The following is a 24,478-nucleotide window of genomic DNA, read 5'->3' on the forward strand; positions in this document are numbered from 1 at the left end:
GGAGGCCCCACACGTGACGACCATCGATGCCGTCGAGCGTCGGCGGCGGGCCGCCGAGGCCTACCTCGCCGAGCTGGCCGAGTGCCCGGGCCACCAGGTCCTGGCCCTGCTCGGCGGCCGGTGGACCACGCTGGTGGTGGAGGCGCTCGCCGACGGGGCCCTGCGCCCCGGCGAGCTCTCACGCCGGCTCCCGGGGATCACGCGCAAGGTGCTCGTCGAGACCCTGCGCCGGCTGCGCCGCGACGGCCTGGTCGAGCGACGGAGCGTCCTCGCGAACCCGGTGAGGGTCGACTACCGGCTGACCCCGCTCGGCCGATCGTTCCTCGCCCTGCAGCGGGAGGTGCTCGCCTGGGCGGAACGGCACGCCTCCGAGGTGGCGGCAGCCAGGGAAGCATGGGACACCGGGGCCTCCGCGGATGGCCCCGCGTTCCGGGACTGATCACGGATACAGGACGACCCTCCCGTCGAGACCACCGGCCTCGAGGAGTTCGTGGGCCCGGGCGGCCTCGGTCAGGGGCAGCGACTGCGCGACACGGGTCGACAACCGGCCGAGGTCGGCGAGACGGCGGAGCCCCGAGAGGGCGCGCCCGTCGGCTCTCACCTCGTGGACCACCACCCGCGTCCCGCGGATCGGCGGAGGGGAGAACGGTCGGACCAGGGTCACGAACGTCCCGCCCGACCGGAGTGCCTCGTGCGCCTCGATCCCGAGGAGCGCCGCGTCGACCACGGCATCCACGCCGCCGCGCCATCGATCCCTGACCGCCATCCCGAGCCGGCCGGTCTCGTCCGGCACCACGACGACGTCGTGGGCGCCGAGCTCCCGAGCCCTCGCGACCTGTCCGGCCCGCACGGCGGCGACGACGGTGATGCCGCGGTCGCGGGCGAGCTCGAGGACGAAGCCGCCGACGGCGCCTGCCGCGCCGGTGACCAGGAGGGTGTCGCCGGCCCGCACACCCGAGTCCTCGAGCGCACCGAGAGCCGCCAGCCCGCACAGCGGGAGCGTCGCGCTCTCCTCCCAGGTCCACCCGCGCGGGGCCGGCGCCAGTGCGGACCCGTCCACCGTGACGGTCTCGGCCTGAGCGCCCGGGGCGACGAGGACGTCCCGGAGGCCGATCACCGCCTGTCCGACGGTGACGTCGCCCGCAGCGGCGCCGACGGCGACGACCTCCCCCGCGAGGTCCCACCCCAGGCCCACGGTGGTCGTGGGGCTCGCGAGGCCGGCCTCGACGAGACGGCCCGCGCGCGTCGACAGGTCGATCGGGTTGACGGTCGCGGCGGCCACCCGGACGCGGACGTCGTGGCGACCGAGGTCGGGTTCGGGCCGGTCAAGGACCTGGAGGACCTCGGGACCACCGAAGCCCGTGGCGATGAGGGAGAGCATGCCCACGACGCTAGGAACGACCGGCTCCACGGGGCAGAGCGCACCTCGAGGTGCCCTGGTCATCTGGAGGTCCGAGACGTGGCCGGCCGCGACCTGGCCCACGATGGTGCCGGTATCCGAGATCTGGGGGCAGGGCGATGACGACGTCTGCGGAGAGGCCGAAGCGCTTCCCCAAGAAGCTGTACGAGGCCGAGCTGGTGCGCCTGCAGGGCGAGCTGGTCCGGATGCAGGAGTGGGTCAAGGCGTCCGGGGCGCGGCTCGTCGTGATCTTCGAGGGACGTGACGCCGCCGGCAAGGGCGGCGCCATCCAGCGCGTGGTGGAGAACCTGAACCCCCGCGTCGCGCGCATCGTCGCCCTGCCCACGCCGACCGAGCGCGAGCGCACGCAGTGGTACTTCCAGCGCTACGTCGCGCACCTCCCGGCGGCCGGGGAGATCGTGCTGCTGGACCGCTCCTGGTACAACCGCGCCGGCGTCGAGCGCGTGATGGGCTTCTGCACGCCGGCGGAGTACGACCGCTTCCTGCGGCAGTGCCCGATCTTCGAGGAGATGCTGATCGACGACGGGATCGTGCTGAGAAAGTACTGGTTCTCGGTCAGCCCCGACGAGCAGGAGCGCCGCTTCCGCGAACGCCTCGCCGACCCGCTCAAGAGCTGGAAGCTCTCACCGATGGACCTGGAGTCGATCAGCCGCTGGGACGACTACTCCAGGGCCAGGGACGACATGCTCGCCGCGACCGACACCGACGTCGCGCCGTGGACGATCGTGGAGTCGGAGGACAAGCGCCGTGCTCGACTGAACGTGATCGCCCACCTGCTCGACACGGTCCCGTGGACGCGGACCGAGCCGCCGACCCTGAAGCTGCCGGCCCGCCCGCCGGGTGACGGCTAGGTCCGCCCGCCCCGCGAGCTCGCCCGCGCCGTCCCCGACCACGCGGCAACGCTGCTCGACGGCCCCTGAGCGGCGAGCCGGATGCCCGCTGTCGGCCGGCGGCACGGAAGCGCAACGACTCCGGCCACGACGCCGACCGGGAGCAGGCTTCCTGAGAGGGAAACCTGCTGGTCAGGGTGGAGCCGCCTGTCGGAATCGAACCGACGACCTACGCATTACGAGGCACCCGCTCGGCGCACTCGTGGTGTTCCATCCCGGCCCTGAGCTGGGGTTCTTGTCGCGGTTTACACCCCTGAACGAGGACGGTTCGCGGGACAACTGCAACGACTGCTGCAACGACGGGAGACCCTCCCGCCGGCGATTCCGCACGCCCTGACCGCGCCGCTTCGGCGCCCCGGTCGGCCTTCTCGAGAGGCCGGCCATGTTCCACCTTCTCCATCGGCACGACAACCGTCTGCTCACCGCACGCCTGCGCTTCGGGGGCTCTCCCTCGGCGGCGCGGGGTCGCCTCGGACAGGTCGGGCGCGCGAGGGCAAGGGCCACACCGTCCGTCCTCGGTGACGCCTGGAGCTCCGCCGTGGCCCTTGCGGGAGGGCGACCGGGCTGTCAGACCCCGGAAGCGCCGGCGAGGGAGAGACACCGCCGCGACCACCTCCCCGCCGCACGCCTGCCCGTCCGCGTCGACCCCTCCCTTGGTGGTGCCCGGGTCCAGGGCGGAGCGCCTGGCCTCCGGAGGACGAACCAGGGCACCACCACGCGTCCCGGCGGCGTCCGATGACCCGGCCGTCGTCCTGGCGCTCCCTGCCTGATCCGTGGCGCACGTACACGCCGGCGCCCGCTCCCTCCCTGTCGTCGGTGGCGGCCGTGGGAGGCAAGGCCGGCCCGCCGGCGCGGGTCGAAGACAGGAGCGGCCGGCGGAAGCCGGCCGCGTCCGACCCGGCCGCTGCCCCGGCGCCAGCCGAGGGCCGGCCGCCCGGGCTTGTTCTATGTGCCATATCGGGCCGGGAGGCCCAGGAACCGGCTCCGGTCGTTCCGGATGACCCGGGGTCGCTGTGGTCGCCTCGGTTCCCCTCCCCCGAGCTCGTCGACGCCGCGGCCGCGCTGCTGCCCGCGGTCACCGAGGAGCCGGGGACGCTTGCGGAGGGTCCGCGCTGGGAGCTGACGGTCGGACCGGGGATGTTCGCGGTCGCCTGCCACGACTGGTCCCGCCGGGAGCGCACGGGCGAGCGGGCGCACCACGCGCACGTGAAGGACGTGGACCAGGACGTCGCGGCGCACCTCGCGACCGGCGAGTGGCCGGAGAAGCCGCCGCCGCGCTCGTCGATCACGGCGTGGTCGCGGAAGTCGCGGAACCGGATGACGCGCCGGCTGTGCGAGCTGGACTACACGCCGCTCTACCGGGACGGCCGGCTGCCGGCGATGGTGACGCTGACCTATCCGGGCGACTGGCTGACCGTCGTCCCGACGGGGCAGGACCTGAAGCGGCACATGAAGGCGCTGCGGAAGCGCTACCTGCGCGCGTGGGGCGAGGACTGGTCGTGCGTGTGGAAGCTGGAGTTCCAGCGTCGGGGCGCGCCGCACGTGCACATGCTCTGCACTCCCCCGCACGGGCTCGCGAAGACCACGGGTGAGCGCTTCGCGGTCTGGCTCTCGTCGGCGTGGGCCGGCGTCGTCGACCATCCCGATCCGGAGCAGCGTCGCCGCCACGAGCTGGCCGGGACGGCGCTGGACTACGCCGAGGGCCTGCGTGCCACTGACCCGCGTCGGGTCGCGGCGTACTTCACGAAGCACGGGCTGATGGCGGCGAAGGAGTACCAGCACGAGGTCCCGGCGGAGTGGCGCGAGCCCGGTCACGGCCCCGGTCGCTTCTGGGGCCTTTGGAACCTCGAGCGGGCCACCCGCACCATCGCTGTCCGGCCCGAGGACGGCGTCCAGGCCGGCCGCATCGCCCGCCGCTGGGCCCGCGCCCAGCGCCGCGCGCAGCAGACCTGGAAGCCGCGCACCTGCTCCCGCACCGGCCGCGTCCGGCTCCGCAAGTCCCGCTCCCGCGTACGCCTCATGACCAACGGCAACCGCGGCTGGATTGCTCTCAACCATGGGCCAGTGTTCGCCTCGGCGCTCTCACGCTGTCTGGCAGCCGCCGAGCCGACCAGCTGGCCCCAGCTATAAGCTTGTCCCGCCAGCTGTTCCTCTACCGGTCTCGACCTCAAGTGGTTTAGTTCGTCCGTCTACGCTTGGCGGCTTTACCTTCACTCAGGAGCGGATTTGAGCACAGACGCCGAGCTCGATCCTCGGGAGCTCACCGACGACCAAGGCACACTAGGGGTCGAGGCGGAGATCAGCGAGGAGTTCCACGACATTGATCGACCGTGGAACCCCGACCAGATTCGGGTTAGCACGAAGTCCTTCTCTCTGCGCAACATGCTTGATCAGATCGCGGAAGACTCCCTCGATCTTACTCCTGACTTTCAGCGCCTTCGCGTCTGGAAGATCCAGCAGAAGGCCCAACTCATCGAGTCCATCCTACTGCAAATCCCTCTACCTGCCTTTTACTTCGCAGAGGACGACGACGGGCGCCTCCGTGTCGTAGACGGCGTCCAGCGACTGTCCACGATCAACGACTTCGTCCGAGGCGGAACCGAAGGTGACCGACTTTTCCCCCTCAACGGACTAGAGTACATCGCCGATCTCGAGGGCAAGTTTTTCGCCGATCTACCCGCACTGTGGCAGCGACGATTGTACAACACCCAAATTGTTGCACACGTGATCGATCCGACCACGCCCCCACCTGTTATGTACGATATCTTCCGGCGGATTAACACCGGTGGCACACCACTCAACGCGCAAGAGATTCGTCACTGCATGAGCAGGGACCGCAGCCGGAAATTTCTCCGACGTCTCACGGGCCTAGAGGAATTTAATCACGCCACCGCCGGCCTGCTTCGAAACCAACGGCGGATGATCGATAGAGAGGTGGCTCTTCGCTTCATCGCTTTTTGGATTCACGGCGTGGAGAACTACGATGAGACTATGGAGGAGTTCTTGTGGCGTACGACAGAGCTCCTAGATGACCCTAGACACGTAGACGATGACAAGCTTAACGAGATCGCGGATAGCTTCCGTCTCGGGCTCGCGCGCGCGTCCTATATCTTCGGTGACCACGCATTCAGGAAATGGCCCCTCGGGGACGATAGACTGAAGCCATTCAACCGTGCCCTATTCGAGAGCTGGACGGTCGAACTCGCTCGAACTTCAGTAAAGATTGATGCGGTCGCTGCGAGGAAGATCAGCGAAGACACCCGTTACGCCATGCTCCACGACGCAGGGTACGTCGCCTCGATCAGTTCCTCGACGGGTGACCGCCAACGAGTCGTCGCCCGTTTCATGGAGGCCCGCAAGATCATCGATGGCGCCCACGAATGATTACTGAGATCGAGCTGCACAACTTCAAGTGTTTTGCGCGAAAGTCGCTGCAGCTTGGAGCGCTCACGTTGCTCTCAGGACTTAACAGCGCCGGCAAGAGCACGGTTATTCAGAGCTTCCTACTCTGGGAGATTGCCCGTCGAGGGGATGGCTTAGTCCCCCTGTCTGGCCACCACGGCCTGGCACTCGGAGAAGCCCTCGACGTACTTTACCGTGAAGCCGAAGAGCGTCTAATCACCATCGTTAAGCACTTCGGGGAAGCCGATGAATCTCTAATTCTCGAACTTGACGACACCTACCCGCTTGCGCTCAAGGTGAACGAGTTGTCCACGCCGTACTCACCTGATGGTTCTTTGGGTGCCTATCTCTCGGCGGAGAGACTCGGGCCACGCGATGCGCTTGAGGTTTCCGCTCTTCCTGAGGAAGGGATTGGCATTGGACACCAAGGACAGTACGTCGCTCAAGTGATCGCTGACCGAGAGCGCCTGGTCGTTAACGAGGCGCGACGGTGCCCAGTTCCCGAGGGGGAGCCCGAGCCTCCCAAAACTGTTGGCAGTCAGTCCGAAGCATGGCTTTCCACAATTGTTCGGCCTATACAGCTTCGTGTCCAGAGGCTTACAGACACTAGCCTTACCACTCTTCGGTTCCGTGAGCCATTCGTCGAGTCGGACTGGTTGCGACCGAGCAACGTGGGCTTCGGCCTGTCGTATGCGCTGCCGATCATCGTCGCGGGACTCACGGTCGATCGAGGCCAGCTGATACTTATCGAAAACCCGGAAGCCCACTTGCATCCCGCTGGGCAATCATGGATGGGCGAGTTCCTGGCTAGAGTCGCCAGTGATGGCGTTCAAGTGATCGTTGAGACGCATAGCGACCATGTGCTCAACGGTGTACGCCGTGCAGTGGCAGTGGAAGGCGCGCTCCGACACGAGGACCTCATGATTCATTTCTTCGGCCGCGAAGGGTCAACCGAAATCCGCGTTCGGGGGCATGGAGGACTATCGACATGGCCTGAGTACTTCTTTGACCAGCTCGAGAACGACCTGACGTCCATCTCAAGAAATAGGCGGTCTGGCCGGTAATGCGCTTCGTTCTTGACGAAGCCTCGTTAGCCGCTCTAGCCATCGACGAACATCTCGACGATCGACTGTGGTCACTCACTGATCTGCTCAAGGCGCTACGCCGAGCAGGCGAAGAAGTGGGAGTGCTCAGTAGCTGGGCGGCGGTCGAATTGGCTGACGGCACTGACTTCGGCCAATTCCTTTACGAAGTGCCCAACGAGCTTCGCGACGACGCACGACTCGCCGCCTCACTCCTTGACAAGTGTAAGCCCTGGGATGATGATCCCGAACTCTACGTCGAGCCCGATGTCCTTCTCGATGAAGTCGAGTATGTCAGCTACGGCGCCGCGCTAGCGCTGACTTGGGCTGCGGATGGCCGTGCGGTCGGCTGCATTGCTGTCGTAGGAACGATCGAGCCCGGCCTGCATCGAGTATCGAACGACGAATACGCGGCCGAAATTCCCTTTGTTACGAGGCAAGGCGAAGAGGTTTTGGTCTACCGGCGCTGTCTTCTACTTGAGACGGCGAACGAGGCCCAATACTTCGAGTGGACCGAGAAAGCCTTCCCTCGCCTGGTCTTCGCGGAGCGGGTGTCGTTTCGGCACTTTCGCGGTTCTTTTCAGGAGCTGAAGGAAACGGTGACGGAACACCTATGTCGCCTAAATGACTCTTTCCTAGAGGTGCACGACGAGGAGTCTGGCGACTTGGACGTTGTCAGCACCCGCTTGGGGATATCGATTAGCAACGAAGGCTCTTATCGTACCTCCGATAGCATCATGCGAGATCGCGACGTTGAGTACGCGGGCGAAATACATAGATGCGAATCCCACTCGAAGTTGCGACCGGACCGGAACCGCATCCACTTCCGGGCGATTCAGGTCAATGGCAGCCGACGAGTTGTACTGATTGGCATCTTTACGGAGCACCTTCGTACTGCCGGCTGATCCCTCGAGAGCCGAGCACCGTTCACTCGTCACCGAAGGACAGCTACAGCAGGTTGATACCGTCGTGTACTCGGCTTGCTGGTGGGCAGGAAAGATCGCGTGCAGCGTCACTGATGCGTATTCCGAAGACCGGTGGCGTCATGCGAATAGCTTCTTCGAGATGGACCCACTTCACTTCGGTGCTCTCGTCAGTAGGTGTTGGCATCCCGCCCTGCCATGAGCATCGATACACCAAAGCGACAACAGCAAGGGTTTGATTCTTGTACACCCCAGTCAACCGCTCGACCTGGACGTCAACACCGCTCTCTTCTCTTACTTCTCTTAGGACGCCATCCTCGAATGTCTCTGAACGCTCTAGGACACCGCCAGGGGCCTGCCATTGACCATTGTCTCGACGGCGTATCAACAGAACGCGGCCTTGGTCGTCAAACACGACGCCAGCCACTGAGACGGAGTGGAGTGGACTGCTGATCATGCGGAAGTCACCACAGCGACGGTCTTGTCGTCATGCGGCTTGAAACGGGGGAGGTCGAGGGCGATCGGGTCCTTGTCTTCTTCCCACTGATGCAGCTCGCGGAGCAGGTCCTCGAGCCCACCGCGGTTGCGCTGCACAAGGTCGGTGAGCGGGATGCCCAGGTGACGGAGCGGCTTGTCGACGCCGTCGGTGAGGATCACCAGCCAGGGCAGGCCCGCGGGCACGGTGCGTGTGACTGCCTCGTGTCCGGCTTCCGGCCTGGCCTCGGCGACCCAGTAGCCGCCGGGCTCGTTGAGCAGTGGTAGCTGCTCGGAGCGGACGGCTCGGACGAGGTCGCGGTGTACGTCGTCGTAGCCGGCGCCCTGGCGCAGGCGCTCGTATGCCTTCGTCCTGCTGGGAAGGTCGAGACGGGCGAGCCGGTCGTCTGTGAGCAGTTCGCCGTCGGGGCCGATATAGATGGGGCTGTCGCCCAGAACGAGGAGGTCGATCTCGTCGCCTCTCCGGCGGGCGATGCTGACCGTGGAGGAGGGCGACTCCCCTGGCATGAGTCGTAGCGTGGCGACGGTCAAGCGGATGGCGTCGGCTAGAGCGTGCGGCAGCGGCATGTCCGGTTCGGCGTCGAGGACGTCGGTGAGGGCGCCGGCGAGGTGGTCGACGTAGTCCGCGACGGTGATTCGGGTGTCGCTGCCGGAGGCGCCGTCGAGCACGACGACCGCGTTCGTGCCGACCCGGACCCGATCCTCGTTGGGGGCGTCGCCTGCCGGGAGCTCGGCGCTGATGACGTGCAGGCCGGCGGGGCTCATTGCTGGGCCTCCTGCTCGGCGGTGTCGTTCTCGGCGTTCCAATCGAAGTGCATGATCCACTGATAGGTCGGGAGCACGTCCTCGCGGTACTCCACGGCGGTGCCGTCCTCGAGGTAGGCGATGTGGACGATCTCGTAGACCTGCTGGGTCTCGGAGAGCGCGAAGAACCGCTCTTCCGCCGCTGACGGCGTCCGGACTCGCACGTCCTCGGTGAACCGCACTGGTCCTTTGCCGATCTCGGCGAGGCGTGAGTACGTCCCGCCCGGGCCGGTGTCGACGTCTGTCACGCCGGCCTGTTCGGCGAGCTCCCACGGGAAGTACGAGGTGGCGAGCAGGACGGGCTCGTCGGAGGCGAACATCTCCCGCTTGCGGATGAGCACCATCTCGCCGACTTCGAGCCCGAGGACGCTCCGGGCGGTCTCCGGTGGTGCGACCTGGCCGAGCTGGGCCAGCTTGGTCGACGGCTTGAGACCGAGGCGCCTGATCTCGAAGTCGAAGGCGCCGCGGCTGCCGTCCTCCTCGCGAGCGGTCCGCGCGTAGCGGCGGCTGCTGTTGCGCCGGATCGGCGGGATCGCCCGGACGACGGTCCCCCGGCCCCGCAGGACGCGGACGAGTCCCTCGCCGCGGAGCAGCTGCACGGCCCGGTTGATGGTCACGCGGGAGACGCCGTACTCGGCGGCGAGCTCGGACTCTGCCGGCAGCGTCGAACCCGGGGCGTAGTCCTCGCGCTCGATGCCCTGACGCAGCAGGTCGGCGACCTGTCGGTACTGCGATTTCGCCGCCTCGAGCGCCACCGCCAGTCCCTCCTCGTGCTCACCAGTGCCGGCCAGTGCCTATCAGTGGCCGTCAGTTCACCACTCTAGTGACAGGACGTCCTACGTCCTACTTGCGTTGCCTTCGGCGCGTGCTACCTTCCACACACAGGACGTCGGACGTCCGACGTCGTATGTGTTAGGAGATCGCGGTGCAGGTAGATGACGACTCCGGAGCCGGCCGCCCACTGGTGCCCCGCCCGGAAGCAGCACGACGGACCGACCCCTTGATCGCCGCACTGGACGACAGCGCCGAGGCGGTGCGGCTGGCCAACCGCGCAGCTCGTGACGGGCTCGTCGAGGTGGTCGGTCTCTACGGAGCGCTCGGCTCCGTCGTGACGCTGGTCGACCGGCTCCCGCAGGTCGTGCTGTTCGCGCAGCGCTGCGCCATGGCCAACGGCACGGCCGGCCTCGTCGACGACACCGGCCGCGACCCCGGCGAACGCCTCGTCGAGTTCATCGCCTGGCTCGGCGAGGGCCACGCCGGGCTGCTCGGCGCCGGACGAGCGCTCGGACGCGGCCACGCCGCGCTCTCCCACCTCGGCCACCGACCCGTGCACGCCTGACCAACCCCAAGGAGAAGACATGATCCAGAACTTCGCCATCGACCAGGCCGCGACCTTCGAGTCGCTGCTGTTCCTGTCCTGCGAGCCCAAGACCGCGTTCGGCGACGCGTTCCGGCAGGAGACCACCAAGGACGGCCTGCCCAAGTGGGAGGCCCAGCTCGTCGCCCGCTTCCGCCAGTTCGGTCGAGCCACCAACGAGATCATCAAGGTCGGCCTTGTCGCCGAGCGCCCGCCCGCCGAGGACCTCGCGCCGGCCTCGCCCGTCGAGCTGGTCGGCTTCGAGATCGGCGTCATGGACAAGAAGGACCGCAACGGCAACGTCACCGGCGCGCAGGTCTGGTACCGGTGCCAGGAGGTCCGCGCTCTCGCCTCGACGACTCCGCGCCAGCGGCGGAATGAGGCGGCCACTCAGTCCGAGGCGGCGGCGTCGTGAGCTGGCAGACGCGGGCGGCCTGCCGCGACACCGACCCCGAGCTGTTCTTCCCGCCCACCGACGACGACACCGCGCCGGTCGTCGCCCGCCATCTCTCCGCGGTGCGGCCGGTGTGTGGGCGCTGCCCGGTGCAGACCGAGTGCCTGACCTGGGCGCTCGACACCGGCCAGGACGTCGGCATCTGGGCGGCCACGACACCCACCGAGCGCCGGGCCATCCGGCGCCAGCGGCTCGCCGGCGTCCCCGACCCGGTCGCGGACCGGGAGCCGGCGTGCGCGGCGTGCTCGCTGCTGTTCCCCGTCCCCGCGGTGGACGGGTCGCTCTGCCCCACCTGCCAGGAGAAGGGAGCGTGACCGTGTCCGAGACCCACGCCCTCGAGCGGGCGTCAGGTGGCAGAGCCGGGCCTCGCTTCGTCGGGCGGCTCCGCGAGCGCCAGGCCCGCCGGGACTACGAGGCGTCGATCGTCGCCTACGCCGAGGTCGTCCGGGGCGCGTTCCGCGAGGCGTGCACGGGCCTGAGCATCTGCCACTACGTGCAGGTCGCCGCCGGCGTCACCATTCGCACCCCGCGCGTCGGGGAGGTCCGCGTCGGCCCGCCCACCTCCCTGACCGTGGAGCTGCTGCCCGGGCAGGAGCCCGGCGACTTCACGGCCAAGGAGAACGGGCCCCGGCTGGCGCACACCCTCGGCGCCCACGGGCTGCGGGTCGAGCCGATCGCCGGGCGCTGGGTGCGGCTGCACCTGCTCGACGCCGACCCGCTGCGCGACGGCTTCGGACTCCCGCCGGCCGTCGTTCACTCCGGTGCCGAGGCCGTGGTCCTGGGCCGCACCGAGGACGGCGCCACGCTCGGCCACGCGATCACCGACCCGGCGCACGTGGCCGTGCAGGGCATGAACGGCTCCGGGAAGTCGGTGTTCACTTATGGGCTGCTCGCCCAGCTCGCCGCCGCCCCCGACGTGCTGATCGCCGGCTCGGACATCACCGGTCTCCTGCTCGGACGCGCCTGGGACGGCACGATCCACCGCGCCCACCAGGTCACCGGTACCGCTGACATCGCGGCGCACGCGGTGCTGCTCGAGGACCTGGTGGCCGAGATGGACCGTCGGCTCGCCACGATCCCGCCACGCCGCGACAAGATCGTGCCTTCGGCGGCGTGCCCTACGGTGCTCGTCGCGCTCGAGGAGTTCCCCGGCCTGCTCCGCGCCGCGGACGCGCTACCGAAGCCCAAGCGCGGCGAGGGCGTCCCGGTCGGCGACCGCATCCGGACCGCCGTGCTCCGGCTCCTGAGCGAGGGCCGCAAGGCCGCGTTGCGGGTCCTGATGCTGGCCCAGCGGTTCGAGGCCACGGCGGTGGGCGGCGGCTACGCCCGCGACCAGTTCGCCCTGAGGCTGAGCTTCAGGGTTCCGGCCGACTCGCTGGAGATGCTCCACGGAACTGACGCCCGCACGCTGGGCCAGGAGCACGCCAACGCTGATCCCGGCGTCGCCTACCTGTCAGGACTTGGCAGGGACTGCCAGCGCATCCGCGTCCCGTACCTCGGTGAGTACGGCGAGTACGTCGATCGCGTCCAGCGCTTCGGTCGGCGGGCCGAGTCGTGAACCTGCTCGCGATCGTCGTCATCGCCGGCCTCGTCACCGCCCTGCTGATCAAGAGCCGCCGTGCCGCACCGGCGCTCGTGTCCGGCGTCGTGACCCTCGTGCTGCTCTTCGCCGCCTTCCCGACCCTCGGGCCCGCGGTGTCCAGCAGCGCCGGCGAGTTCGCCCACCAGCTCGGCGCCGCCACCGACCGCGCCGCCGACGTCCCCGAGGAGACCCGATGACCACGACCGTCGCCGAGCAGGTCGGCAATGCGGCCTCCGCCGTCCGAGCGGCCAACCACGCCGCGATGAGCGCCGCGCTCACCGCACCCGAGACCTCCGCCGTGGTCGGGGCCCTGACCGACCTGGCGCACCGGCTCCCGCAACTCCTCGAGCACGTGGCCCGGCCGCTGCGCACCGCCGACCCCGTCGACTACCGCGACGACCGCGGCAGCGACCCGATCCACGCGCTGCGCCAGGCCCGCGCCGCGCTGAACGACGCCCGCGACGTCTTCGAGGCGCTCGCCGGCCAACTCGAACGCGCCCACAACCACCTCGGCCACCTCAGCCCGCGCGACCCGGAGGACAGCACCGTGAACACCACCAAGTACCTGTGGCGCGTCGAAGAGGTCGCCGAACTGCTGGGCATCTGCCGCTCGCGGGTCTTCGGGCTGATGAACGCCGGCGAGCTGGCGTCGGTGAAGATCGGCAGCAGCCGGCGCGTCCCCGACCAGGCCGTCCGCGACTACGTCGCCCGGCTCTCCGAGGGCGCGGCGTGACGGGCACCCGCAAGCCCAACCAGCGCTCCTCGATCTTCGAGGGCGCGGACGGCTACTGGCACGGCTACGTGACCGTCGGGCACAAGCCCGACGGCCGGCTCGACCGCCGGCACCTGCAGGCCACCACCGAGGCAGGGGTGACCAAGCGGGTCCGCAAGCTCGAGCAGGACCGGGAGCGCGGCGAGACCAGGAAGGCCGGCCGCGCGCCGACCGTCGCGGCCTGGATGACCACCTACCTGGACACGATCGCCCCGCAGCGAGTCACGCCCAAGACGCTGGACGCCTACTGGTCGCAGGCCACGAACTGGATCATCCCGAACCTCGGCCGGCACCGGCTCGACCGTCTCGCGCCCGAGCACCTGGACCGGCTCTACGCGCTGATGCTCGACGCCGGCCGGGCGCCGTCGATGGTGCTCAAGACCCACCGCATCCTGTCCCGCGCACTCAAGATCGCCCACCGGCGCGGGCACGTGAACCGCAACGTCGCGCTGCTGGTCGACCCGCCGTCGTCGCCCGAGATCGAGCAGCAGCAGCTCACCCTCGCCGAGGCACGCCAGGTCCTCGCGGCCACGGCCGATCTCCGGAACGGGACCCGCTGGTCGGTGGCGCTCTCGGCGGGTCTGCGTCAGGGCGAGGCGCTCGGGCTGCGCTGGGAGTACGTCGACCTCGACACCGGCGACGTCAAGGTCTGGTGGCAGCTCCAGCGCAACCGCTGGCGCCACGGCTGCGACGACCCGCACGTGTGCGGCGAGCGGCTGCACCGGCTCACCTGCCCGAAGGACTGCCGGCGCCACGCCACCGCCTGCCCGCAGCGCTACGGCGGCGGGCTCGTCTTCCGCCGACCCAAGGGAAAGAGCCGACGCACGGTCACCCTGCCGACCCGCCTCGTCGACGCCCTGCGCGAGCACAAGGCGGCCCAGGACCTCGAGCGGGAACGCGCCGGCGAGAGCTGGCACGACCAGGACCTCGTGTTCGCCACCGAGCTCGGCCGCCCCGTCGACCCGCGCCGCGACTGGGAGGAGTGGAAGACGATCCTGCGCGAGGCCGGCGTGCGCGAGGTCCGCGTCCACGACATGCGCCACACCGCCGGGACGCTGCTGGTCGCCCAGGGCGTGCACATCCGCGCGGTGCAGGAAATCCTCGGCCACTCCGACGTGCGAACCACGCAGGGCTACACGCACATCGGCTCCGAGGTCGCCCGGGACGCGGCGCGGCGGATGGACACGGCGCTGTGGGGCGACGATGCCTGAGCGTCCGATCGAGGAGCCGCCGCTGCGACTCACGCCGCCCTACGACCGCGAGGACCGCTCGCTGTTCCGGCAGCGCTGGGAGAACGCCGACACCCACCGCAACCGCCTCCGGAAGCGCAAGACCGCGGTCCTGCTCGAGGCACTCGCCGAGGTCGAGCTGAGCGGCTACGAGCGCCGCTGCCTGACGTGGGTCGCGGCGTGGGAGACGCACATGGTCGCCACGCTCGCGGCGCTGATGCGCCGGTCCTACGCCGCCGGCGTCGAGGCCGCCCGTGAACGGAACTGCAACGACAACTGCAACGACGCCGACCGGGAGCAGGCTTCCTAGAGGGGAAACCTGCTGGTCAGGGTGGAGCCGCCTGTCGGAATCGAACCGACGACCTACGCATTACGAGTGCGTTGCTCTGGCCGACTGAGCTAAGGCGGCAGTGTTGACGAGTGTAGGGCAGGGCTCCCGCGTGACCGCGAGGCGGGTCAGGCCCCGCTGAGCAGCAGGATCCCGAGCACGACCAGGGCCACGACCTTGGCCGCCTCGAGCCCGATGTAGACCAGGTGCGCCCGCGACCTGGGCGCGTCCTCGCCCGCCAGCACGCGGTCCGACCGCCGGTTCAAGCCCGGCCGCACCACCCCGAGCTGCACCGCCAGCAGCACCACGAGCACGCCGAGCGCCACGCCCGGGCCGAGCGGCAGCCCGGCCAGCACCACACCGACGATCGCCACCACCGCCAGGACCAGCTCGGCGACGTTCAGCGCCCGGAACACGAGCCGTCCGATGCCGAGCCCGATCACCGTCGTGACGCCCGGCGCCCGGAACTTCAGCGGCGCCTCGAGGAACGAGATCGCCAGCACCATCCCGAGCCACACGAACGTCGCCGCCGTCGCCACCGCCATGCGCCCCGGTATACCGCGCAGGCACGCGGCGGGTTCAGGGCTGCCGCGGGTGCAGCGCCGGCGGCACGGCGCCGAGCGCGAGGCCGAAGACGTCGCGGTAGGTCGCGAGCTGCTCGTCGGTCGACAGCGTGCGCTCGCTGCGCTCGCCGTGGTCGGGGGTCTCGATGAACTGGTCGCCCGAGAGCGTCACCCGCGCCGTCGGGGTCAGCCGGGACGCCAGCAGCGACGCGGTGAAGGGCGAGGTCGGCGACGTGCGGTGCCACCACGCCATCGGCACGAAGTCGGAGAGCGAGCGCACCCGCGGGTCGACGCGGTACTGCGCCCGGCCGTCCCAGGACACGTCGAGCTCGCCGTCGGGGGCGTCGGTCACGGTGAACACGCCCGCTCGGTCGGACTGCGCGTCGCGGGAGTGCAGGTCGAGCGGTCCGACGGCGAAACGGCCGAAGCCCACGTCGACCAGGGTGCGGCCGTCGACGATCAGGGCCATGTGGTCGCCGGGGAACGAGAACCCGTCGGGCGTCGCCACCCGCGCCGAGCACCGCGTCACGTCCCACCCGAGCTCGCCGAGCAGCCAGGCGAAGGCCCCGTTGAGCTCGTAGCAGAACCCGCCGCGGCCCCGGTCGACGACCTTCTCCACCAGCGCCGGGTCCTCCAGCGGCACGTGGTCGCGCTCGTGGATCGACAGGTTCTCGAAGGGCACCGTCTCGAGGTGGCGCGCCATGAGCGCCTCGAGCGGGTCGTCGGCGTCGGCGCCGATCCGCGCCAGGTAGGCCGTCGCGTCCACGGGCCCGGTATACACGGGTCATGCGCGTCGCCCTGGCCCAGATCCTCGCCACCGAGGACCCGACGGCGAACCTCGAGCTCGTCGCCGACCACACCGCGCTCGCCGCGCAGCAGGGCGCGACGGTCGTCGTGTTCCCCGAGGCGACGATGTGTCGGTTCGGGGTGTCGCTGAAGCCCGTCGCCGAGCCGCTGGACGGGCCGTGGGCGACGCGGGTGCGCGAGATCGCCGCGCAGCACGGCGTGCTCGTCGTCGCCGGCATGTTCACCCCCACCGACGACGGCCGCGTCACCAACACGCTGCTCGTCACCGGCCGCGGGGTCGACACCGCCTACGACAAGATCCACCTGTACGACGCGTTCGGCTTCGCCGAGTCCGACACCGTCGCGGCCGGCACCAAGCCGACCACGGTCACCGTCGACGGCACGACGCTCGGGCTCGCGACCTGCTACGACATCCGCTTCCCCGAGCTCTTCCGCGCGCTCGCCGATCAGGGCGCCACCGTGACGCTGCTGCCCGCGAGCTGGGGCGCCGGGCCGGGGAAGGTCGAGCAGTGGCAGCTGCTGGTCCGTGCCCGCGCGCTGGACGCCACGACGTTCGTGCTCGCCGCCGACCAGGCCGACCCCGCGAGCCGCGGCATCGACGCCGGGAAGGCGCCGCGCGGCGTCGGGCACACCCTGGCGGCGTCGCCGTTCGGGGTGACGCTCGACGAGCTCGGCGCGGAGCCGGGGCTGCTCGTGGTCGACGTCGACCCCGAGCAGGTCCCCGACGTCCGCGCGAGCCTGCCGGTGCTCGCGAACCGCCGGCTCTAGACCGGGCTCAGGCGGCCGGGCGGGTCTCCCAGCGCACGCGGTCCTGGAACGGCGCGAGACGGCTGAGCAGGTCGCGACGCGCGGCCGGGTCCGCCGGGGCGGTGAAGGCCTGGTCGCGGGTCAGGCGGGCCCGCACGGCGCCGGGGTCGAGCACGATGACCCGGGAGGCGCTGCGGAGCTTGCGGTCGAGGTCGGCGTCCCGGGAGTGCGCGGCGACGCCGCCGAGACGGTCGGCCCGGACCTGGGCCGCGGCGAGACCGCGGGCGTCGGGGCGGGCGGCGACGACGAGCACCCGGGGCTCGTCGGCCTGACTGGTGGCGGGGACGGTGGCGTCGGTGCGAGCGGGACGGGTGGGCGTGCTCATCGGGCAGTGCTCCAGGTCGGTCGTCGCCCGTCGGCGACGACGCGTGGGTGTGACATCTCGTATGACGCTCGTGATCTTCGTTGGTTTCCTGCCGTCCACGGTGATCCGTACCTCCCCGTGGCTCCTCATGACAGGACCCCGGCGAGGACCTCGAGGACGGCCTCCGGGGCGTCCTCGGTGAGGAAGTGACCGGCGCCGGGGATCGTGTGCCGGCGGGCGCCGGGGATCGCGTCCTGCAGGGTCGTCGCCGCCGTCGCCGGGAGCCAGGTGTCCTCGGCGCCCCAGACGACGTCGGTGGGCACCGTGATCTCGCCGAGGCGGGCGACGACGGCGCGGGTGTCGTCCTCGCTGAAGCCGGCGACCTGGTCGAGGTAACGCTGCTGGCCCTCGGGACCGGCGTAGCGGTCGAGGTAGGCGCGCTCGGCGTCGGCGGGGAGGGTGCCGGTGACGGTGGTGCGGAGGTGTGCGGTGATCAGTGCGGTGAACGCGGCGTTCGGCATCGTCCGGTAGACGCCGAGGTGCTCCTGCATGTGCGCGGCGGTCGCTGTGACCCACGGCGAGAGCACCGCCGCGTCGGCGAGGACGAGGGCACTCGCGGGCGTTCGTTCGACGAGGTGGGCGCGCAGGACGGCCGCGGCGCCGATGTCGTGGCCGACGAGGACCGGCGCCGTGAGGCCCCAGTGCTCGACGAGGGCGGCGAGGGTCCGGGCGTGGGTCCGCACCGAGGGACGGGTGCCGGTCGAGTCGCCGTAGGTCGGCAGGTCCCACAGGTGCACGGGACGTTCCGCGGCGAGGGCCGGGGCGACGCGGCGCCACAGGTAGGACCACGACGGCGTCCCGTGGGTGAGGACGACGGGGGTCCCCGGACGGTCGGCGCCGAGGACGTCGACGGCGATGGTGCCGGTCGGCAGGGCGACGCGGTCGCGCAGCGCCCAGGTCGTGAGAGCGGTCGGCACGACTCCTCCTCTGACAGGTCTATAGTTCGACTGAGAGCCTTACCGTAGGAGAGGTGCGTAAGGGTTGCAAGCGCTCTTTGACGATTACGTGGCGGCGGCCGGCCTCGCGACGGAGCTCGTGAACACCTCGGCGGGCGTCTGGCACGGAGAGGACCAGCTGCCCGACGCCGCAGCGCTGGCGGCGTTCCTGGCGGAGCACGGGGTGGCCGCCGACCCGGGCACGGACGACCTGCCCGCGGTGCACGACGTCCGCGACCGCCTGCGGTCGGTGCTCGACGAGCGGGACGCCGACGCGATCGCCGCCGGCGCCGCGGCCCTCGTCGCGCGGGGCCTCGGCACGGTGGGCCTCGAGGCCGACGAGCGCGGGCGCCGGCAGTGGTGCGCGCAGCCACGCCCCGACGCCGACCTGGCCGACCGGCTGGCACTGCTCGCGGGCGTCGGGGTGCTCGGGGCGCTGCGCGCGCTGGGACCCGAGCGGTTCCGCGACTGCGCGTCGGACACCTGCTCGGGAGTCTTCATCGACACCAGCCGTCCGGGGCGGCGGCGGTACTGCATGCCCGACCTGTGCGGGAACCGCGCCAACGTCGCGGCCTACCGCGCACGGCAGAGAGGCCGGGGGATGTCCTGACCTCGCCTGTCCACTCCACGGCCACCCGCGAGGGGCACGCTGCTGACCATGTCGAACCCCTCGGCCTACACCTGGGTCCGCGGCCGCGTCGTCGTCGTCGGGTACGCCCCCGACGGCGACTCGGTCCGCTTCGTCCCCGACGAGCTCGCGACGCTGCGGGGGCTCGAGAACGGCGACCGGCTCGAGCCGAACGAGGACGACGGGTCGGTGCAGCTGCGGCTCGACGCGATCGACTCGCCGGAGAAGGACTATCAGGGCGAGGCCCAGCCGCTCGCGCTGCCGGCGCGGGACGCGCTGGTCGCACGCCTCGGCTTCACCGGCCTGCGCTTCACCGACGGCGACACCGTCGAGGCCGCGACACCGGCCGACCTGCCGGCCGCGATCGCGTCGTCGCTGGTGGAGGTCAACGGCCGGCCGGTCGCGCTGCTCTACGACGGCGCGGACGCCGAGCGGTTCTCGGACGGTGACGCGGTGGAGGTCGACGACGCGCTGGTGGACGCCTCGGTCAACGCCGAGCAGGCGCGCAACGGCCTCGCGTACATCACCGTCTACTCGACGACACCGGGAGGTGTCCGCGCCCGCTTCGTCGCCCTCGGGCAGGCCGCGCGCGACGGCGGCGGACCGGTGTGGGCCGCCGACCGCTCGGACGGGTTCACCCTCCGCACCCAGGCCGACGTCGGCCCCGAGGGCGCGCTCGTGCTGCCCAAGCTCTTCCGCCGCGCCACCGATTTCCTCGCCTCCGACAGCGAGCAGAGCTTCGATGCCTGGCTCGCCGACCAGGGCGAGGACGACGACCCCGTCGAGGTCGACGGCCGGCGCACCACCCTGTCCGACCTCGTGACGCAGGAGGGCGACGAGGTCCGACTGACGGCCGACCCCCTCGCGCTGGTCTTCATCGAGTAGTGGTGGGGCCGACGACTGGGGAAGATCGCGTCGAGAGCGACCGACCAGGCCGTCGGACTCGATGCGATCTTGTGCATAGCTCCAGCGGCCTGTCTGGAGGTGCCGGCCGCTCAGCCCGTCCGCAGCGCCGTCACCAGGGCGTCGATCGCGATCTCGGGCTTCACGTTCGCGGCAAGGGCGTCGCGGCACGCCAGGATCGCCTCGAGGCGGCGCAGGGACGCCTCGGGGGTGCTGTCGCGGGCGGCGGTGCCGACCTCGGTCGCGCGGTCGGGGTGGGTCGACGTGACCGAGGCGCCGAGGCCGCGGGCGAGGACGTCGCGGTAGTAGCCGGCGAGGTCGACGAGCGCGCGGTCGAGGGCGTCGCGCTTCGTGCGGGTCAGGCGCGAGCGCTGGCGCTTCTCGAGGTCCTTCTCCGCCGCGCGCGCCGACCGCTGGGCCTGGGCGGTGCCCTTGCCCGTGCCGCCCGCTCCGAGGGACACCGCGAGCTCCTCGCGCTCGACCTCGTCGCGGGACGCCGCGAGCGCGGCCGCCTCCGCCTCGGCGGCGCCGACCATGGCGTCCGAGGCGGCGAAGGCGTCGGCGGCCGAGCGCAGCGCCCGGGGCAGGGCGAGCACCGCGTCGCGCTCCTCGCGTGCCTCGGGCACGCGCGCCAGGCGGCGGGCCCGCCCGATGTGCCCGCCGCACACCGACGCCGCCCACGTCGCGTCGGCCTCCGGGATGCCGTCGCGCTCGACGAGCACCGCGGCGATCGCCTCCGGCGCCGGCGTGCGCAGGCGCACCGCGCGGCAGCGGGAGCGGATGGTCACCGAGATGTCGTCGGGGTGCTCCGAGGGGCAGCAGAGCAGGAAGACCGTGCGCTCGGCGGGCTCCTCGACCGACTTGAGCAGCGCGTTCGACGCCTGCTCGGTGAGCCGGTCGGCGTCCTCGACGATGACGATCTGCCAGCGCGCGGTGGTGGGCCGGCGCGCGGCGACGTCGATGGTCGTGCGGACCTCCTTGACGCTGATCGACAGGCCCTCGGGGACGATCTCGCGCACGTCGGCGTGGGTGCCGGCCATGACCGTGTGGCACGCCGTGCACGACCCGCAGCCCTGGTCCGGGCACTGCAGCGCCGCCGCGAACGCTCGCGCGGCGACCGACCGGCCCGAGCCGGGCGGGCCCGTGAACAGCCACGAGTGCGTCATGCCGGCGCCGCCGGGGGCGCCGTCGTCGAGCTCGTCGGAGAAGCGCACCCGCGCCGCGCGCGCCGCCGCGGCCTGCAGCTCGGCCACCGCGGCGGGCTGACCGACGACCTGCGACCAGACGCTCACCCCGTCGATGATGCCCCAGCGGTCCGACGGCGGGTCACGGCCGTCGCGGCACTAGCCGGCGCGGGCGTTCTCGGGCGCCGGCAGCACGCGGGCCACCAGGGGCGCGAGCAGGTCGCGCACGCGGGCCGCGACGTCGGCGGGGTCGCCGTCGGCGTCGACGCGCACGTAGCGGCCGGGGTCGGCGGCGGCCATCTCGGTCAGCGTCCGCTGCACCTGCCAGGCGTCGACGATGCCGCCGGTGACCGGCGCCGGGTCGTGGCTCGGGTCGCGGTCGAGCAGGACCGTGACGTCGGGACGCACCGGACCGGTGGCCCAGGCGCCGAGGCGTTGCAGGTCGGCGGCGTCGAGCTCGTCGCCGACCCGGGCCAGCGGCGAGTCGAGGCCGCCCTCGATGACGACGACCCGCCCGGCCCGCAGCGCGGGCAGCACCTCGTGGGCGAGCACGTCGGCGCGCACCGCGGCGGCGACGAGAGCTCGGGCGCGCTGGCCGTCGAGCCCGCTCGCGGAGACCGCGGCCGCGGCCCGTGCCGCGTCGGCGGCGCTGCGCCCGGCGAGCACCACGTCGGCGCCCTGCTCGCCGAGCCAGCGCACGAGCCGCTCGCTCTGCTCGGCGGTGTCGTGTCGGGAGGCGCCCTCGACCGCGACGAGCAGCCCGGGCTCGCCGTGGCGGCTGCGGCGCAGGGCCCGCTTGACGTCGGCGAGGATCGTGCGGTCGCGGCGGTCGTCCATCTGGCGGTAGGCGAGCACGCCGACGCCGGCGGCGACGATCCCCGCGCCGAACAGCACGAACCGCGTACCGTCCACCTGCGCGGTCTGCCCGAACAGCGTCAGCGTCCGTGACTGCACGAGCCCGACCAGCAGCGGGACCACCGACATCGACGCCAGCAGGTCCACCCGCACGATCGACTGCACGAACGCCACCACGCGCCCGCGCACGGCGTCCTCGACCTGGGCGCCGATGATCGTCAGCCCGGTGAGCAGCGCGGTGCCGGCGAAGAAGCCGACGAACACGACGGTGCCCAGCGCGAGGTAGAGGTGCCAGGCCACGGCGACGGCGAGCAGCGAGAGCCCGGCGCCGACGATCGCGACACCGAAGAGCCGGTGGTGCGGCATCCGGCGGGCGATGCGGGGCACCGCCGCCATGCCGAGCGCGACGCCGGCGAACAGGGCGATGAACAGCAGCGAGTAGGCCGCGTCGCCGCCGCCGAGGCTCGCCGCGTAGAGCCGGGCCGAGGCGATGACGGCGCCGCCACCGGCGAACGCCCCGACGATGCCGACGACGAGCCCGCGCACCAGCGGCGTGGTCGAGACGAACTGGGCGCCGTCGCGCAGCATCGCGAGCAGGCCCGGCGCGGCCTCGCGGCGCTCGGCGCTGCGTCCGGAGATCTCGGGGATGCGGAAGGCCACGGTCAGGGCCATGAGCAGCGCGGCCAGGCCGTTGCCCACGAGCGCGAGGTACGCGGTGGTGGTCGGGCTCGGGTCCCAGCCCGGGATGTTGCCGGACTTCGAGATCAGGGCGAACACGCCCGCGGCGCTGATCACCGAGACGCCGTAGGTCATGACCAGGGACAGCTGGTTGGCCGTCTCCACCTGGTCCTTGCGCCGCAGCAGGTTCGGGACCGACGAGTCCTTCGCCGGGATCCACACCAGGGCGCACAGCTCGATGAGGAACGTCGCCGCGAACAGCCACCACAGTGACCCGACCAGCGGGATCGACAGGAAGAGCCCGGCGCGCAGGACGTCGCAGGTGACCATGACCGTGCGCCGGTCGAACTTGTCGGCGAGCACCCCGCCCAGCGGCGCCATGAACAGCGCGGGCAGGAGCTTGGTGGCGACGACGCCGCCGAGCGCGAAGCTCTGGGCCTGGTAGCCGCTGGTCAGCTGCGTGGCGAGCGCGGTGAGGGCGAGCAGGGAGAGCCAGTCGCCGAAGCTCGCGACCGCGGTGACCGCCCAGAGCCGGCGGAACGGCCGGATCGCGAGCACGCTGCGGATCCGGTGCGTCGCGGAGGGCGCCCCGGCGTCGGCAGCGGTCTCGGCAGTGGTGTCCGGGGCGGCGTCGGGGGCAGCATCGGGGGCGGCACGGCGACCACCACCGGCGGGTTGCTCGTCGATCCCGCATCACCCCTCGCGTCGGCCCCGAGCGTCCCTGCAGGATATCGGCGCCGGACCGCGGCCTTCACGACCCTCAGCAGGTGCCGTCGCCCTGCATCTCCTGGAGCTCGGCGGCGACCTGGCAGGCGTTCGCCCCGTCGCCGCCCGTGGCGAGCCGCTGCAGGAGCGTGCGCAGCTGGTCGCGCTCGGCGGGCTCCAGCGGGGCGAGCAGCTCGTCCTCCGCCTCGCGCAGCCGGCGCTCGAGCGCGCAGAGCCGCTCGCGCCCGAGGTCGGTGAGCAGGACCTGGCGCGCGCGGCGGTCCGCCGGGTCGGGCCGGCGGGCGACGAGACCGGCGCCCTCGAGCTCGTCGAGCAGGTAGGTCATCACCGTGCGGTCGACGCCGAGGCTGCGCGCCAGCGCGAGCTGCGTGCGCGGCGGACCCTCCGCGATGCCGGCGAGGACGTGGTAACCGCGCGGCCCGCCCGGCAGGTCCGACACGACGTCCTGCGCGGTGCGCATGTGGGCCCGCGTGACCCGTCCCAGCGCCCAGCCCAGGTCGGCCTCGACACGCGGGGTGGTCATGGACACAGACTAGCGCCCTGCGAACACGTCTGTTGACAAGAAGTTCTTTTCGACAGAACATCTCCTCGACAGCTCGTACCGCTCCCTCCGGAGGACCCCCGTGACCCTGTTCCGCCTCGACAGCAGCATCCGCACCGAGGGCTCGGTGAGCCGCGAGGTCGCCGACACCCTCGAGCGGGCCTACCTCGAGCACCACCCCGACGACAGCGTCGTGCGCCGCGACCTGCGCACCGACCCGGTCCCCGCCGACGCCTGGAGCACCGCCGCGCTCGCCGGCTTCACCCCGGAGGACCAGCGCAGCGACGAGCAGCGCGCCGCCGTCGACCTGGCACGCGCCCTGGCCGACGAGGTCGACGGCGCGGACGCGCTCGTCGTCGCCACCCCGCTCTACAACTTCGGCGTGTCCCAGCACGTCAAGACGTGGGTCGACCTGCTCATCACCGACCCCCGCTTCGCGCCGGGCACCTCGCCGCTGGCCGGCAAGCCGGTCACGCTCGTCGTCGCCCGCGGCGGCGGCTACGGCGAGGGCACCCCGCGGGAGGGCTGGGACCACGCCACCGGCTGGCTCGTGCGCATCCTGCGCGACGTCTGGGGCGGCGACGTCACCCTCGTGGAGGCCGAGCTGACGCTCGCCGACACCGTGCCGGCGATGGCCGAGCTGCGCCCGCTCGCCGACCAGGTGCGCGCCCGGGCCCACGAGCTCGCCGGCGACGCCGGCCGGTCGATGGCGCGGATCGTCGTGTCGGTACCGGTGGGCTGAGCGACCT

The 24,478-nt window shown here is 71.3% G+C and carries 29 protein-coding genes and 1 tRNA gene; 18 read left to right on the forward strand and 12 right to left on the reverse strand.

Annotated elements, in window-relative coordinates; translation table 11 throughout:
- Positions 1-13 precede the first annotated feature (13 nt).
- Positions 14-439: a winged helix-turn-helix transcriptional regulator gene (locus tag ACYX4T_RS17365; RefSeq protein WP_476010545.1), complete on the forward strand. Its 426-nt coding sequence runs from the start codon at positions 14-16 to the stop codon at positions 437-439.
- Here ACYX4T_RS17365 and ACYX4T_RS17370 read toward each other — a convergent pair whose 3' ends face one another.
- Positions 440-1,381: an NADP-dependent oxidoreductase gene (locus ACYX4T_RS17370; protein ID WP_476010546.1), complete on the reverse strand. Its 942-nt coding sequence runs from the start codon at positions 1,379-1,381 to the stop codon at positions 440-442.
- A 137-nt stretch (positions 1,382-1,518) separates the two neighbouring features.
- Between ACYX4T_RS17370 and ppk2 the strand changes: the two genes are divergently transcribed.
- The 5 genes from ppk2 to ACYX4T_RS17395 all read left to right on the forward strand — a co-directional run bounded on the left by ppk2 (position 1,519) and on the right by ACYX4T_RS17395 (position 7,699).
- Positions 1,519-2,271 (forward strand): polyphosphate kinase 2, encoded by a 753-nt coding sequence (gene ppk2, locus ACYX4T_RS17375; protein WP_476010547.1) that lies wholly within the window; start codon positions 1,519-1,521, stop codon positions 2,269-2,271.
- A 1,176-nt stretch (positions 2,272-3,447) separates the two neighbouring features.
- Positions 3,448-4,440, forward strand: coding sequence for a rolling circle replication-associated protein (locus ACYX4T_RS17380; protein WP_476010548.1), 993 nt, complete (start codon positions 3,448-3,450; stop codon positions 4,438-4,440).
- 96 nt (positions 4,441-4,536) lie between these two features.
- Complete coding sequence (locus tag ACYX4T_RS17385; protein WP_476010549.1) at positions 4,537-5,694, forward strand: GmrSD restriction endonuclease domain-containing protein; 1,158 nt, start codon at positions 4,537-4,539, stop codon at positions 5,692-5,694.
- The gene (locus tag ACYX4T_RS17390; RefSeq protein WP_476010550.1) at positions 5,691-6,776 is read left to right on the forward strand and encodes a DUF3696 domain-containing protein; all 1,086 of its coding nucleotides are present in this window, start codon (positions 5,691-5,693) and stop codon (positions 6,774-6,776) included. The genes ACYX4T_RS17385 and ACYX4T_RS17390 overlap by 4 nt, the downstream gene beginning before the upstream one ends.
- Positions 6,776-7,699: a hypothetical protein gene (locus tag ACYX4T_RS17395; RefSeq protein WP_476010551.1), complete on the forward strand. Its 924-nt coding sequence runs from the start codon at positions 6,776-6,778 to the stop codon at positions 7,697-7,699. The genes ACYX4T_RS17390 and ACYX4T_RS17395 overlap by 1 nt, the downstream gene beginning before the upstream one ends.
- Positions 7,700-7,742: 43 nt before the next feature.
- On the opposite strand, the gene ACYX4T_RS17400 is transcribed toward ACYX4T_RS17395, so the two are convergent.
- The 3 genes from ACYX4T_RS17400 to ACYX4T_RS17410 are packed head-to-tail and all read right to left on the reverse strand — an operon-like array spanning position 7,743 to position 9,771.
- Complete coding sequence (locus ACYX4T_RS17400) at positions 7,743-8,174, reverse strand: NUDIX hydrolase (RefSeq protein ID WP_476010552.1); 432 nt, start codon at positions 8,172-8,174, stop codon at positions 7,743-7,745.
- Positions 8,171-8,977: a PP2C family serine/threonine-protein phosphatase gene (locus ACYX4T_RS17405; RefSeq protein WP_476010553.1), complete on the reverse strand. Its 807-nt coding sequence runs from the start codon at positions 8,975-8,977 to the stop codon at positions 8,171-8,173. Before ACYX4T_RS17405 ends, ACYX4T_RS17400 begins: the two co-directional genes overlap by 4 nt.
- On the reverse strand, positions 8,974-9,771 hold the full coding sequence (locus ACYX4T_RS17410) for a GntR family transcriptional regulator (RefSeq protein WP_476010554.1): 798 nt from the start codon (positions 9,769-9,771) through the stop codon (positions 8,974-8,976). Before ACYX4T_RS17410 ends, ACYX4T_RS17405 begins: the two co-directional genes overlap by 4 nt.
- A 245-nt stretch (positions 9,772-10,016) precedes the next feature.
- Here ACYX4T_RS17410 and ACYX4T_RS17415 point away from each other — a divergent pair, with 245 nt between their 5' ends.
- From ACYX4T_RS17415 to ACYX4T_RS17450, 8 genes are read left to right on the forward strand one after another with little or no spacing between them, the layout of a single operon-like run.
- On the forward strand, positions 10,017-10,355 hold the full coding sequence (locus ACYX4T_RS17415) for a hypothetical protein (RefSeq protein WP_476010555.1): 339 nt from the start codon (positions 10,017-10,019) through the stop codon (positions 10,353-10,355).
- 19 nt (positions 10,356-10,374) lie between these two features.
- Positions 10,375-10,788, forward strand: coding sequence for a hypothetical protein (locus ACYX4T_RS17420; protein WP_476010556.1), 414 nt, complete (start codon positions 10,375-10,377; stop codon positions 10,786-10,788).
- Positions 10,785-11,141: a WhiB family transcriptional regulator gene (locus ACYX4T_RS17425; RefSeq protein ID WP_476010557.1), complete on the forward strand. Its 357-nt coding sequence runs from the start codon at positions 10,785-10,787 to the stop codon at positions 11,139-11,141. The genes ACYX4T_RS17420 and ACYX4T_RS17425 overlap by 4 nt, the downstream gene beginning before the upstream one ends.
- A complete protein-coding gene (locus ACYX4T_RS17430; RefSeq protein ID WP_476010558.1) occupies positions 11,138-12,385 on the forward strand; it encodes a hypothetical protein in 1,248 nt (415 codons plus the stop codon). Before ACYX4T_RS17425 ends, ACYX4T_RS17430 begins: the two co-directional genes overlap by 4 nt.
- Positions 12,382-12,606: a hypothetical protein gene (locus tag ACYX4T_RS17435; protein WP_476010559.1), complete on the forward strand. Its 225-nt coding sequence runs from the start codon at positions 12,382-12,384 to the stop codon at positions 12,604-12,606. Before ACYX4T_RS17430 ends, ACYX4T_RS17435 begins: the two co-directional genes overlap by 4 nt.
- A complete protein-coding gene (locus ACYX4T_RS17440; protein WP_476010560.1) occupies positions 12,603-13,142 on the forward strand; it encodes a helix-turn-helix domain-containing protein in 540 nt (179 codons plus the stop codon). The genes ACYX4T_RS17435 and ACYX4T_RS17440 overlap by 4 nt, the downstream gene beginning before the upstream one ends.
- Entirely contained in the window at positions 13,139-14,392 is a 1,254-nt protein-coding gene (locus tag ACYX4T_RS17445; protein ID WP_476010561.1) for a tyrosine-type recombinase/integrase, read from the forward strand. The genes ACYX4T_RS17440 and ACYX4T_RS17445 overlap by 4 nt, the downstream gene beginning before the upstream one ends.
- Positions 14,385-14,720 carry a hypothetical protein gene (locus ACYX4T_RS17450; protein WP_476010562.1) on the forward strand — a complete coding sequence of 112 codons (336 nt, stop codon included), beginning with the start codon at positions 14,385-14,387 and terminating at the stop codon, positions 14,718-14,720. The genes ACYX4T_RS17445 and ACYX4T_RS17450 overlap by 8 nt, the downstream gene beginning before the upstream one ends.
- Positions 14,721-14,742: 22 nt before the next feature.
- On the opposite strand, the gene ACYX4T_RS17455 is transcribed toward ACYX4T_RS17450, so the two are convergent.
- The 3 genes from ACYX4T_RS17455 to ACYX4T_RS17465 form a co-directional block, all read right to left on the reverse strand.
- Positions 14,743-14,819, reverse strand: a tRNA-Thr gene (locus ACYX4T_RS17455).
- A gap of 47 nt (positions 14,820-14,866) precedes the next feature.
- The gene (locus ACYX4T_RS17460; RefSeq protein ID WP_476010563.1) at positions 14,867-15,283 is read right to left on the reverse strand and encodes a hypothetical protein; all 417 of its coding nucleotides are present in this window, start codon (positions 15,281-15,283) and stop codon (positions 14,867-14,869) included.
- A 34-nt stretch (positions 15,284-15,317) separates the two neighbouring features.
- The gene (locus ACYX4T_RS17465) at positions 15,318-16,067 is read right to left on the reverse strand and encodes an arylamine N-acetyltransferase family protein (protein ID WP_476010564.1); all 750 of its coding nucleotides are present in this window, start codon (positions 16,065-16,067) and stop codon (positions 15,318-15,320) included.
- A gap of 20 nt (positions 16,068-16,087) precedes the next feature.
- On the opposite strand from ACYX4T_RS17465, the gene ACYX4T_RS17470 reads away from it, so the two are divergent.
- Entirely contained in the window at positions 16,088-16,876 is a 789-nt protein-coding gene (locus ACYX4T_RS17470; RefSeq protein WP_476010565.1) for a carbon-nitrogen hydrolase family protein, read from the forward strand.
- 7 nt (positions 16,877-16,883) lie between these two features.
- Here ACYX4T_RS17470 and ACYX4T_RS17475 read toward each other — a convergent pair whose 3' ends face one another.
- Positions 16,884-17,240, reverse strand: a complete 357-nt coding sequence (locus ACYX4T_RS17475) for a hypothetical protein (protein ID WP_476010566.1) — start codon at positions 17,238-17,240, stop codon at positions 16,884-16,886.
- Positions 17,241-17,365: 125 nt separating this feature from the next.
- Positions 17,366-18,196: an alpha/beta fold hydrolase gene (locus ACYX4T_RS17480; RefSeq protein WP_476010567.1), complete on the reverse strand. Its 831-nt coding sequence runs from the start codon at positions 18,194-18,196 to the stop codon at positions 17,366-17,368.
- An 88-nt stretch (positions 18,197-18,284) separates the two neighbouring features.
- Between ACYX4T_RS17480 and ACYX4T_RS17485 the strand changes: the two genes are divergently transcribed.
- The gene (locus ACYX4T_RS17485) at positions 18,285-18,824 is read left to right on the forward strand and encodes a CGNR zinc finger domain-containing protein (protein WP_476010568.1); all 540 of its coding nucleotides are present in this window, start codon (positions 18,285-18,287) and stop codon (positions 18,822-18,824) included.
- Positions 18,825-18,872: 48 nt separating this feature from the next.
- Positions 18,873-19,727 carry a hypothetical protein gene (locus ACYX4T_RS17490; protein ID WP_476010569.1) on the forward strand — a complete coding sequence of 285 codons (855 nt, stop codon included), beginning with the start codon at positions 18,873-18,875 and terminating at the stop codon, positions 19,725-19,727.
- Between the two features lie 110 nt (positions 19,728-19,837).
- Here the strand turns inward: ACYX4T_RS17490 and ACYX4T_RS17495 are convergent, their stop codons facing one another.
- From ACYX4T_RS17495 to ACYX4T_RS17505, 3 genes are all read right to left on the reverse strand, one after another.
- The gene (locus tag ACYX4T_RS17495) at positions 19,838-21,037 is read right to left on the reverse strand and encodes a DNA polymerase III subunit delta' (protein ID WP_476010570.1); all 1,200 of its coding nucleotides are present in this window, start codon (positions 21,035-21,037) and stop codon (positions 19,838-19,840) included.
- A gap of 51 nt (positions 21,038-21,088) precedes the next feature.
- Positions 21,089-23,020 (reverse strand): bifunctional MFS transporter/dTMP kinase, encoded by a 1,932-nt coding sequence (locus tag ACYX4T_RS17500; RefSeq protein WP_476010571.1) that lies wholly within the window; start codon positions 23,018-23,020, stop codon positions 21,089-21,091.
- A gap of 202 nt (positions 23,021-23,222) precedes the next feature.
- Positions 23,223-23,711, reverse strand: coding sequence for a MarR family winged helix-turn-helix transcriptional regulator (locus ACYX4T_RS17505; RefSeq protein WP_476010572.1), 489 nt, complete (start codon positions 23,709-23,711; stop codon positions 23,223-23,225).
- Positions 23,712-23,811: 100 nt separating this feature from the next.
- Here ACYX4T_RS17505 and ACYX4T_RS17510 point away from each other — a divergent pair, with 100 nt between their 5' ends.
- Positions 23,812-24,471, forward strand: a complete 660-nt coding sequence (locus tag ACYX4T_RS17510) for an FMN-dependent NADH-azoreductase (protein WP_476010573.1) — start codon at positions 23,812-23,814, stop codon at positions 24,469-24,471.
- Positions 24,472-24,478 lie beyond the last annotated feature (7 nt).

This window comes from Actinomycetospora sp. ABD4_176 (assembly GCF_056311855.1).

Coding starts and splice junctions, on each gene's coding strand:
- ACYX4T_RS17395 (WP_476010551.1), top strand. CDS start 6,776: ATGCGCTTCGTTCTTGACGAAGCCTCGTTAGCCGCTCTAGCCATCGAC.
- ACYX4T_RS17505 (WP_476010572.1), bottom strand. CDS start 23,711: ATGACCACCCCGCGTGTCGAGGCCGACCTGGGCTGGGCGCTGGGACGG.
- ACYX4T_RS17490 (WP_476010569.1), top strand. CDS start 18,873: ATGTCGAACCCCTCGGCCTACACCTGGGTCCGCGGCCGCGTCGTCGTC.
- ACYX4T_RS17460 (WP_476010563.1), bottom strand. CDS start 15,283: ATGGCGGTGGCGACGGCGGCGACGTTCGTGTGGCTCGGGATGGTGCTG.
- ppk2 (WP_476010547.1), top strand. CDS start 1,519: ATGACGACGTCTGCGGAGAGGCCGAAGCGCTTCCCCAAGAAGCTGTAC.
- ACYX4T_RS17440 (WP_476010560.1), top strand. CDS start 12,603: ATGACCACGACCGTCGCCGAGCAGGTCGGCAATGCGGCCTCCGCCGTC.
- ACYX4T_RS17450 (WP_476010562.1), top strand. CDS start 14,385: ATGCCTGAGCGTCCGATCGAGGAGCCGCCGCTGCGACTCACGCCGCCC.
- ACYX4T_RS17475 (WP_476010566.1), bottom strand. CDS start 17,240: ATGAGCACGCCCACCCGTCCCGCTCGCACCGACGCCACCGTCCCCGCC.
- ACYX4T_RS17405 (WP_476010553.1), bottom strand. CDS start 8,977: ATGAGCCCCGCCGGCCTGCACGTCATCAGCGCCGAGCTCCCGGCAGGC.
- ACYX4T_RS17390 (WP_476010550.1), top strand. CDS start 5,691: ATGATTACTGAGATCGAGCTGCACAACTTCAAGTGTTTTGCGCGAAAG.
- ACYX4T_RS17470 (WP_476010565.1), top strand. CDS start 16,088: ATGCGCGTCGCCCTGGCCCAGATCCTCGCCACCGAGGACCCGACGGCG.
- ACYX4T_RS17370 (WP_476010546.1), bottom strand. CDS start 1,381: ATGCTCTCCCTCATCGCCACGGGCTTCGGTGGTCCCGAGGTCCTCCAG.
- ACYX4T_RS17420 (WP_476010556.1), top strand. CDS start 10,375: ATGATCCAGAACTTCGCCATCGACCAGGCCGCGACCTTCGAGTCGCTG.
- ACYX4T_RS17400 (WP_476010552.1), bottom strand. CDS start 8,174: ATGATCAGCAGTCCACTCCACTCCGTCTCAGTGGCTGGCGTCGTGTTT.
- ACYX4T_RS17380 (WP_476010548.1), top strand. CDS start 3,448: ATGTTCGCGGTCGCCTGCCACGACTGGTCCCGCCGGGAGCGCACGGGC.